Genomic DNA, 9,319 nt, shown 5'->3' with positions numbered 1-9,319 from the left:
TTTCGGAAGCTGCATTGCGCCCGACCAAAATGTACCGCGATCCGATTTCCGGCAACGAGTATCCGGTGATTGACCGGGAAGTATTCGTGGATTTCCGCTATCCGTATTCGCTAGGCTCCAAAAGAGCGCACGATTTTCTCGAGGCAGAAAATCTTGTTCTGCGCAACGCGTATATGGGGGATCACGCAGGCTTGATAACCGTGAAGCTTCCCTTTTACATTTCCGTTGAATACGCTTGCATGTATTGGGAGATTGAGTACTCCGAATTCATAAAAAGCGTCTTTCCAATCGGATTGCTTAGCTTTGACGTATAGCCGTTAATCCCGGGAGCGGGCGGTTCCATCCCGCCCGTGTCCCGCCTGAAATTGGCGTTCGCCCCTACGCAATCTCCACGTCCAGCCACTCGCCGCGGTCGGCCTGGGCGCGGCACATCCACATCCTGCGCTGCACGGGCGACATTATCAGGCACGCGTTCGTGCTCATCCCGTCGCAGTCGTAGCGGTTGATATGGAACTCGCCAGTGCGGTCGGAATAAATCGCCTTCACCGATTCGGCGTCGATTTTGCCGAGCCGCGACTGCAGAAGCGTGTGCATCCGCAGCCGCCGCGGAACGGAAGACGGCGAGGCGACGCGCTCCAGCGGCGCAAGCTCCGGGTCGACGTAATGGTTGGTGTGGACGAAGACGCCGCGTGTGAGCGGAAAGGCGGCGTGCCGGCGGCCGGTGGTCTCGATGTCAACAGCAAGGCCGGTGCCGTCCGCGAGAAGGTAGTTGTGGCCGCTTATTCGGGGGGCGGAAATAACCGCGTCGGTCGCGTCCGAAAGATTATCGCATCGCAAAATGCTCGAGAGGATATCGAGATAACCGACGCCCGGACGCACATCGCCCGGCTCCAGATTGTTCGTACAGCACGAAATGCCGCACTCGTTCATTCCGATCATCGGCAGCGCGCCGGTCACTGTGATAGTCCAGCACTCGGGGGCATCGGCCGGCTTGCGGTGGCAGGCGATGACGTGCTCCATGTCCTCGGTGCCCAAATCCCAAGTCTGGCCGATAAGGACGTTGCCGTCCGCGGTCGCGTCCGCGCCGGCGAAGAATCCGCTGCACTCCGCGCCGGAATCCGAAGGGGGGGATGTGGCGCCGTCTTTTGGCCGCGCGGCGGATTCCTTCCCGAACCTGCAATAGTCGCGCAAATCCGTGTACGCGCCCAGAAGCCACACCTGCGGCAGATCCATACCCGCGGCGGCGGCGATTCCGACAAGCTCCTCGATCGCGTCGGGATTGTAGTCGCGGACTGCGGGCAGGCATTCGGCGGCCGCGGCCAGCGCGCCCGCCTCGTCCATTTCCACTCCCCCCTCCGCGCAGTGCTCGACAAGCCGCGCGAGCCGCGTCGCGTAAATCTCATGTATATGCTCGCGGAACTGCGCGCCCAGTGCGCGTCCCATTTCCCTGGGAGTCCCGGAAAGGATGACTATCGGAAGCTTGACGGTGTCGGACATTGGTTATCTCCGATTCTTTTTTCCAATTGTGCCGCCGCCCATTCGCACAATTCCTCCGCAATGTCGCGGCCGTGCACCTGGTCCATCCCCTCGAATCCGGGCGACAGGTTCACCTCCAGAACGATCGGTCCGTCCGGACCGCCGATTATGTCCACGCCCGCGAAATAAAGTCCCATCGCGTCCGACGCGCGCACCGCCATCTCCGCGATATCGTCCGGGATATCGTAGCGATACAGCATCCCGCCCCGGTGAAAATTGCTTCTGAAATCGTCGGCCGATGCCACGCGCCGCGCGCCCGCGATCGCCTTGCCGCCCAGCACAAGAATGCGCAGATCGAGTTCCTTCGCCTGCGGGTAATATCGCTGGAGCACGGTGTCGTACTGAATGAGGTTCAGGCTCTCGATGATGCTCGTCACGGCGTCGTAACTCTCGCCGAATATCACGCCGAGACCCTGGCTGCCGCGCACGTATTTGAGCACGACCGGCGGCCCGCCGAGAGAATCGATCGCCGCGTTTATGTCCTGCCCGACGCGTACAAGCGCGGTCTCCGGGACGCGCAGCTCCGCTTCCTCCAGTCTTTTCAGTGCGGAATACTTGTTGCGGTATTTGTCGGTGGGCGCCGCGGGATTGATGACGAGCGAGCCGCGGGACTCAAGCTCCGCCGCGATGGCAACCGAATAATCGCTTGCCAGGGAAGCCAGCCGGTTGAAAACCAAATCCGGTGAAAGCGGTTTTCCCTCGTAATTGATTCCCCCCCCATTTGCCGCTCCGATGCGCGCGCCGCACAGAAAGGGATCGATAACCTCGCACTTCCAGCCGCGCCTCGCGCACGCGGACGCGAACTTTCGAACCGTGTACAAGTACGGATTGCGCGTAAGGACGATTGCGCTTTTTTCACCGCCGCCGGATCGCGGCGCAGCTTTGCTCAATTGCCGGCGCCCCTATGCTTCGCCGCCCTCGGTCTTGGCTTTCTTTGCGATTTGCTCCTTGGCGGCCTGGACTCCCTCTGCCACGGCTTCCTTCACTTTGGCAAGCTTTTCTTTCGTGAATTCCTTCGTGGTGCCGTACGCCGCGTCGAGAGCGTCGATGGACTGCTTGTAAGCATCCTTGAGCTTTTCGCGGCTCACCTCGTACGCACCGATAACGCCTTCTTTGGCCTTGCCGTAGTATTCCTCGCCGCGTTCGTACAGCTCGGCGCGCAATTCCCGGCCGCTCTTGGGCGCGAACAGAAGTCCCAGGATGCTTCCAACAAGCATCCCGACACCGAAGCCCGCAAGCATCGCACCCAAATTCCTGCTGAAATCGTCGTTGTGTTCACTCATTTCAGTTCCTCCTTGGAAACCCCTTACCACCGTTTACTACCCGCAAAATGATTAATCCCTGCCCGTAAGCGCCCGGAGCCCCGCCGCGATTCCAGCCTTGACGCCGCCGATCAGCGTTATGGCATCCTCCACCTTCTCGCGGGTACTCTGGATTCCCTCGCTCACAGCGTCGCGGGCCGCTTTCGCCTTGCCGACCGCGTCGTCAAGATCGGACAGCACGCTTTTCAGCCGGTCCACCGCTTCTCCAGCATTGGCCAGAAGCGATTTAAGCTCCGCCGCCAGCCCGCTCGAATTCACTTCCGCGAGCAGGGTATTCAACCCGCCCGCCGCACCGATCACCTGCGACTGGATTTCCGGCCCCTTCGCGAGCAGAGGCTCCATTTGCACCAGCCGCGCCTTCATCTCGGCCGCCGCGGTCTCGACCTCGGCCAAAATCGCGCCGGCCCTCGAAAGCAGCCGCTCTTCATCGGCCTTGACGAGAAAGCTCTCGGCCTTGTCCATCAGCGCGGACAGCCGTTTCAGGCGCGGCGAAAGCTCCCGGAGAAGCCCCAGCACCGCCGCGGCGAACACGACCCATCCAAGGCCCACAAGCACGACCAGAACGAGGAGAACCGTGTCGGCCACACGGCGATTATAACATGGCTTTCTGAACGAACAAGGAGAGTTTTGAATTGGTGGAATCGCAGAAAAATATCTGCGAGGTAAAAACCCGGAATACAAAGCAAATCTGTTGACTTATCCACACTTGCCAACAATTTGTCGGGCATGATATAATGCACCGCCTGTTTGGGGGAGCCAGCGGCCCCGGCCTGGGCCGGAGGTTGCAATGGCTCGTGCAAAAAGCGGGAGCGCCCCCGTCGCAAGGGGACCGGGGAGCGCCCGCAAAAGTGGGACCGCCGCCGGTGCCCGCTCGCAGGTTACGCGTGCGAGCCGTTCCGCGCGTCCGGAATTCTCCGCATACTCCCGAACCGCCAACCGGCGCAGGCCAAGCGCAAGCTCGCTTTCAGCCAAGTCCAAGACAGCGCGGCGCAGGCGCAAAAAATCCCCCGGATTCATCATCGAGGAAGTGCTGCGCGACGCCGGGATAATCATTTTGGGCGCGGCATTCCTGTTCCTGTTTCTTTCGATTTATCTTCCTCCGCTGACGGGCGGCGAAGCATCTTTGGGAAGCTGGGGCGCTGCGGTTGACGAATTCGTCAAATACCAAATCGGCGCGGCGGCGTTCCTCGTGCCGCTTTATCTGTTCATCCTTTGGGGATGGCTCAGCTATCCCGATCCCGGACGCACCTGGCACGCGGCCGCGGGTTGGGGCGCGGCGGTGCTTGTGCTTGCGTTCCTCGCGCTCGGACTGTTCGACGGCGCGGGCGAAAGCGGATACCTGCTGACGGGGATGATGCTCGACCTGCTTGGCGCGTTTTATCCAATTCTCGTCTGCGTGCTGATACTTCTTGCCGGAGTCGTCGCGTACGGACGAGGCGTGGTGCGGCCGACCGCGGAGATCGCGGGCGCGGGCGCGCGCGGAATCGGCTCCGCAATCAAATACATCGGAAGCTCGATCGCCCTTGCAATCGCCCCTCCGCAGGTGGACGAGGAGGAAGAGTACGAGGACGAGGCGACGCTGCGATGGGAGGACGACGCGGAAGAGCTTGACGACGAGCCGCGCGAAATAACCATCAGCGCCGGACCGCCGGACGAAGAAGCTTCGGAATCCGAAAACGAAGAGAGCGACGAGGAATCCTTCGACGAAGAAGAAGCCGGCTCTCGCGACGAGATAACGATAGGCGTCTACGAGGAAACGAACGGCGAGCTTGAGGGGGACGACGAGCTGCAGTACGGCGTGGACCGCGAGACCGGGCAGGTGGAATTCCGGTTCAAGAGCGAGCTGCCGCCTTACGAGCTGCCGCCGCTATCGCTTCTGCGCGACGCGCCGTTCACCAAAAACGACCGCGCCGACCTGCTTGCGAAAGCGGAGATTATCGAAAGGACGCTTACCGACTTCAAAATCGACGCGAAGGTTAACCACATCCAGGAAGGGCCGCGCGTGACGCGGTTCGAAATCGCGATCGGCCCCGGAATCAACGTCAGCAAGATTCACAATCTATCCGAAAACCTGGCGCTTGAGCTTGCGGTCGTCGCGGTGCGCATCGAAAGCCCGGTGCCCGGCAAGAGCGCGGTCGGAATCGAAGTCCCCAACCAGAACTTCCAGCTCGTTACATTGAAGAGCATCCTCGAAAGCCCGGAATGCAAAAACGCGCGCGGCCTTTGCACGATCGGCCTGGGCCGCGATATTTCCGGCAAGCCCATCGTCGGCAATCTCGCCAAGATGCCGCACACCCTGGTCGCCGGCGCGACGGGCAGCGGCAAGAGCGTCTGCCTGAACACGATAATCATGAGCCTGCTGTATCGGGCGACGCCCGATGAGCTGAAGATGGTCATGATCGATCCGAAGTGGGTCGAGCTGACGGTCTACAAAGACCTGCCTCACCTGATAACGCCCGTGGTCCACACGAAGGCGGAAATCATCGGCACGCTGGGATGGATCATAAAAGAGATGGAGCGCCGCTACCGGCTTCTCCAGCGGTACACCGCGAAAAACATCGCGAGCTACAACGCGATGGTAGAGGGCGAAGAAAGGCTGCCGTACATCATCGTCATCGTGGACGAGCTTGCGGATTTGTTCATGATCGCCGGAAAGGTTGCGGAGAAACAGATAACGCGCATCGCGCAAAAGGCGCGCGCGGTGGGCATCCACCTTGTCGTCGCCACCCAGCGCCCGGACGTGAAGGTGATCACGGGCACGATCAAGGCGAACATCCCCAGCCGCATCGCGTTCGCGGTAGCGCAGCAGGTGGACAGCCGCACGATACTTGACATGAACGGCGCGGAAAAACTGCTGGGCGAGGGCGACATGCTTTACTCGCCCATCGGGGCGATGAAGCCCGCTCGCGTTCAGGGCGCGTTCGTTTCCGACGAAGAGATCGCCGCCACGGTGGAGTTTATCTGCGCGCAGAGAAAGCCGGAGTTCAATCCCGAAATCGCCAGGATGATCCGCCCGGAAGACGACGAAGACGAGTTCGGTGACGGGGGGGGGGAGAACGACGGCGAATCCAGCGACGAGCTTTATCACGAAGCCAAGGAAATCGTTCTTTCGGAACGGAAATGCAGCATAAGCTATTTGCAGCGCCGCCTGAGAATCGGATACCAGCGGAGCGCGCGCATCGTTGACGCGCTCGTGGCCGCCGGTATCGTCGAGGAGGATCCCGAAACCGGGAGCTACCGCGTGCCGATGTGACGGCTCGCGGCCTGCCCCCCGGCGAAGGATTGAATGGCGGAAGACAAGAAAAATCTGGGCTGGCGGCTTCCGGAAGTCGAGCCGGAGGAGATGCCGCGCGACGCGCTTCCGCGCGGCCCGGTGCGCCGCATATCCAAGCTGATGCAGTTGTGGCACGAAAGCCCGGATCGCGCCAAGCGGTTCATAGACCCGGAGCGCGCCAAGGCGATGTGGGGCGAAAGCAAGGCGCAGGGCGAAATCGAAAGCGCGGCCGCCAGGGACGAAGAGGAGCTGAAGGAGCTGTGGCTTGCAACGCCGGAGCGGGCGATGCGGTTTATCGACCCGGCCGAGGCGCTGAAAAAGTACGGCGCGCCGGTGGCGATGAGCCGCGCAAGGCTTATGCATTTGAAGCTTTTATACAGCAAGCTTCACGAGCACTTCCCGGACGAGGATTAACCGGCGCGGCGCGCGCCTACATTTCCCGCATCGCCGCGACAATTTCCGGCAGCGCACTGCCGCTCTCCGCGCGTATGGAAATCGTCGCGTCGCATGTAAGCGGCGTGACGCCCGGGTTAATCTCCACCACCGTTCCGCGCCGCCGGAGCACCGAGTAAGGCAGCGCGGCGGCGGGATAGACCACGTTCGATGTGCCGACGACGAGCATCGCGTCGCACTCGACGGCTGCGGCTTCGGCGGCGCGGATGACATGCACGGACAGCATCTCGCCGAACCAGACGATGTGCGGGCGCAAAATTGCGCCGTCCGCATCCCGCGGCGGGCATTCGGCGAGCGGGCATTCGTGGAATTCGCGCACGCTTGCGTCGTCCGGCCCGGTGCCCCAGCGCCGCGCTTTCCATATGTTGCCGTGCAGCTCCAGCACGTTTTCACTGCCCGCCAGATTGTGCAGGTTGTCTATGTTTTGCGTGATCAGCGTGAATTCCGCGCCGCGCGCCCTGGCCAGCTTTTCAAGCTCCGCGATCGCGTAATGCCCGGGATTGGGCTTGACGCCTTTCACTTTCTGCCTGCGCCAGTCGTACCATTGCCAGACGAACGCGGGGTCTTCCTCGAACGCTTCAGGCGTGGCGAGCGTGGTAACGTCGTACTTGTCCCAAAGCCCGTCCTTGTCGCGGAAGGTCGGCACGCCGCTTTCCGCGGACACGCCCGCGCCGGTGAGGACGACCAAGTGCTTTGCGCTTGCGCAAGCCAGCGCGGCCGCCGCGATTGCTCTTTCGCGTCCGGGTTGCGAAAGAAGTTCAGGCGTGCTCATCGCCGTCTTTCCTGTGCCAGTCCGGCTTGCAGAGGAAGCAGGAAACGCCGCCTGCGAAAAGAATCACACCGAGAGCAAGCACGGGCCAGTTATGCATGAAATTGGTCGGCAGTCCGGAGAGCACCCGGTACGCCTCGAAAAAGACCAGTCCGGCCACGAGAGCGAAACCGGCTATCGTCATGCTCCAGGCGAAGGGTCCGCCATGATGCTTGTTGTCGGGTTCGGCCACGATGAAAGTGTAACAACATCGGCCGCGGTTTGCACCAATGTAGAATCGAAACCGCGAAATTCACGCGCATGCCGGCTAAAGCGCGATAAGGACGATTGTGATGTTGTCCTTTCCGCCGCGGGCGTTCGCGGCGTCGATGAGTGCACGCGCCGCGGATTCGAGCGGATTGGCGCCCGCATCCCAGGATTCCTCAAGAATTGCGAATATTTCGGAATCGGTGAGAAGATCGGTCAACCCGTCGCTGGCCGAAAGGAGCACGTCGCCCGGGCCGCAGGCGAGCGGCGCAACGTCCGGCCGGGGCTGCTCCTGGCTGTTGCCTCCGAGGCACTTCGAGATGACGTTCCTGGCCGGATGATGGAACGCCTCTTCTTCGCTTATTTCACCCGCGTCCAGAAGGGACTGGACGTATGAATGATCGTGCGAAATCCGGACGAGCGAGCGGCCGGAAACGAGGTAGGTGCGCGAGTCGCCCAGATTCGCGATCCACGCGCGCGCTATATCGAACGCGGGCGCGGCGGAGCGCGCCGAGGGATCGGGCGGCGGGCAGGGCGATAGGACGAGAGCGCCGGTAAGCGTCGTGCCCATTCCGCTGCGCTCGGGGTGCAGCTCGCAGTCGCGCGCGATAGCGGTTTCCGCGCGCGCGTACGCGCGTGCGATGTGCTGCGCGATCACTTTGTCGCCGGCGGCGGCGCTTTCACGCCAGTCCGCCAACGTTCGCGTCGCGGCGGACAGAGCCAGCGCGCTTGCGATTTCGCCCGCGGCATGCCCGCCCATTCCGTCCGCGACGAATCCGAGCGCCGTGCATGGGCTGCCCCCTCCGCGCGTCGAGTTCTCGACCGAAAGTACGGCGGCATCCTCGTTGTTGGAGCGCACGCGTCCGACGTCGGTCATGACGCATCCGCGGATTTGCGGCAGCAGGGAAGCAAGCTTCGCCGGGATCGCTTCAAGCCCGATTTCCACGGCGGTTTCGCGCAACGCGACAATCGCCGACAAAATCTCGGACGCGGCCTCCTGGTGCCAAGGAGCTGTCCACTCCCGGTCGAGCAGCATGGATGCGATTTCGATCGCCTGCAACGCGAGCGCGTTTGTTGTGAAATTTTCCGGCAGCGGCGCGAGCTCGTGGAAGTTCGCGAACGCGATGCGGAAGCCCGCGCCGTTTCGCGCCACTCCGAACGATTCAAGAGTTGCGTAAAGCCTCGCAGTATCCAGCGCCACCGGCGCAAGCCCTGCGGCGGCGAGCTTGCTAAAGCCGTGCGAAAGATCCGCGACGGCTTGAAGCACTTCCGACGGCCGCAGGTCGTGAGATTCCAGAAACGATCGAAGCGGTACGACTGGCTCCGAAAGCACGACCGCGAACGCGCCGTCCGCTTCGGTGTATTCGCCAACCGGAAAAACGCGCGAGTCGACTTCAATCAAATTGCCTTTCAGCGCCGCCATCGTCTCTTCGGGCAGAGCGCTTGCAACCCAGCGGAATGTCCATTCGCCGTCCACCAATCTGCGCTCCACGCGCCCCGCCGTTGATCCGGCGACCAGCTCCCATCCGTCGGCCGCTGCAGCGCCCGGACTTTTCAGAAGCGGATCGGTCGAATCGTCGTCCGAGGGCGCATGCTCCCCCGCTCCGGGCAGCGGCTCTTCCGGCTGCGCCTTCTGTTTTTGCTTCTTTTTTCCGAACGCAACCAATACTTCAGCGCCCCCCTCCCCCGGAATTGTCGCCCGCCGCCGGCCCGCCCTGC

The 9,319-nt window shown here is 62.2% G+C and carries 10 protein-coding genes; 3 read left to right on the top strand and 7 right to left on the bottom strand.

Going from position 1 to position 9,319, the window contains the following annotated elements:
* Positions 1 to 14 precede the first annotated feature (14 nt).
* On the top strand, positions 15 to 314 hold the full coding sequence (locus tag HRF49_03045; GenBank protein MEP0813627.1) for a hypothetical protein: 300 nt from the start codon (positions 15 to 17) through the stop codon (positions 312 to 314).
* 64 nt (positions 315 to 378) lie between these two features.
* Here the strand turns inward: HRF49_03045 and HRF49_03040 are convergent, their stop codons facing one another.
* The 4 genes from HRF49_03040 to HRF49_03025 are packed head-to-tail and all read right to left on the bottom strand — an operon-like array spanning position 379 to position 3,443.
* Positions 379 to 1,497 carry a hypothetical protein gene (locus tag HRF49_03040; GenBank protein ID MEP0813626.1) on the bottom strand — a complete coding sequence of 373 codons (1,119 nt, stop codon included), beginning with the start codon at positions 1,495 to 1,497 and terminating at the stop codon, positions 379 to 381.
* On the bottom strand, positions 1,470 to 2,426 hold the full coding sequence (locus HRF49_03035) for a RimK family alpha-L-glutamate ligase (protein ID MEP0813625.1): 957 nt from the start codon (positions 2,424 to 2,426) through the stop codon (positions 1,470 to 1,472). The genes HRF49_03040 and HRF49_03035 overlap by 28 nt, the downstream gene beginning before the upstream one ends.
* A 12-nt stretch (positions 2,427 to 2,438) precedes the next feature.
* Positions 2,439 to 2,819 carry a YtxH domain-containing protein gene (locus HRF49_03030; protein MEP0813624.1) on the bottom strand — a complete coding sequence of 127 codons (381 nt, stop codon included), beginning with the start codon at positions 2,817 to 2,819 and terminating at the stop codon, positions 2,439 to 2,441.
* A 51-nt stretch (positions 2,820 to 2,870) separates the two neighbouring features.
* Positions 2,871 to 3,443: a hypothetical protein gene (locus HRF49_03025; protein ID MEP0813623.1), complete on the bottom strand. Its 573-nt coding sequence runs from the start codon at positions 3,441 to 3,443 to the stop codon at positions 2,871 to 2,873.
* 202 nt (positions 3,444 to 3,645) lie between these two features.
* Here HRF49_03025 and HRF49_03020 point away from each other — a divergent pair, with 202 nt between their 5' ends.
* Together HRF49_03020 and HRF49_03015 are read left to right on the top strand one after the other, a co-directional pair.
* On the top strand, positions 3,646 to 6,111 hold the full coding sequence (locus HRF49_03020; protein MEP0813622.1) for a DNA translocase FtsK: 2,466 nt from the start codon (positions 3,646 to 3,648) through the stop codon (positions 6,109 to 6,111).
* A 33-nt stretch (positions 6,112 to 6,144) separates the two neighbouring features.
* Positions 6,145 to 6,546 (top strand): hypothetical protein, encoded by a 402-nt coding sequence (locus HRF49_03015; GenBank protein ID MEP0813621.1) that lies wholly within the window; start codon positions 6,145 to 6,147, stop codon positions 6,544 to 6,546.
* A 16-nt stretch (positions 6,547 to 6,562) separates the two neighbouring features.
* Here HRF49_03015 and HRF49_03010 read toward each other — a convergent pair whose 3' ends face one another.
* From HRF49_03010 to HRF49_03000, 3 genes are all read right to left on the bottom strand, one after another.
* Positions 6,563 to 7,357 carry an NAD-dependent deacylase gene (locus HRF49_03010; protein ID MEP0813620.1) on the bottom strand — a complete coding sequence of 265 codons (795 nt, stop codon included), beginning with the start codon at positions 7,355 to 7,357 and terminating at the stop codon, positions 6,563 to 6,565.
* Positions 7,344 to 7,586 carry a hypothetical protein gene (locus tag HRF49_03005; GenBank protein MEP0813619.1) on the bottom strand — a complete coding sequence of 81 codons (243 nt, stop codon included), beginning with the start codon at positions 7,584 to 7,586 and terminating at the stop codon, positions 7,344 to 7,346. Before HRF49_03005 ends, HRF49_03010 begins: the two co-directional genes overlap by 14 nt.
* 75 nt (positions 7,587 to 7,661) lie before the next feature.
* Complete coding sequence (locus HRF49_03000; GenBank protein MEP0813618.1) at positions 7,662 to 9,266, bottom strand: serine/threonine-protein phosphatase; 1,605 nt, start codon at positions 9,264 to 9,266, stop codon at positions 7,662 to 7,664.
* Positions 9,267 to 9,319: the final 53 nt, after the last annotated feature.

Source organism: bacterium (genome assembly GCA_039961635.1).
Lineage (GTDB): Bacteria > 4484-113 > 4484-113 > JAGGVC01 > JAGGVC01 > JABRWB01.
The sequence above is the reverse complement of the archived record's forward strand: the minus strand, read 5'-3'. Positions and strand labels throughout refer to the sequence as shown.

Bases quoted from the DNA above. Each gene is read 5' to 3' on its own strand.
- HRF49_03040 (MEP0813626.1), bottom strand. From the start codon at position 1,497: ATGTCCGACACCGTCAAGCTTCCGATAGTCATCCTTTCCGGGACTCCC.
- HRF49_03030 (MEP0813624.1), bottom strand. From the start codon at position 2,819: ATGAGTGAACACAACGACGATTTCAGCAGGAATTTGGGTGCGATGCTT.
- HRF49_03020 (MEP0813622.1), top strand. From the start codon at position 3,646: ATGGCTCGTGCAAAAAGCGGGAGCGCCCCCGTCGCAAGGGGACCGGGG.
- HRF49_03015 (MEP0813621.1), top strand. From the start codon at position 6,145: ATGGCGGAAGACAAGAAAAATCTGGGCTGGCGGCTTCCGGAAGTCGAG.
- HRF49_03010 (MEP0813620.1), bottom strand. From the start codon at position 7,357: ATGAGCACGCCTGAACTTCTTTCGCAACCCGGACGCGAAAGAGCAATC.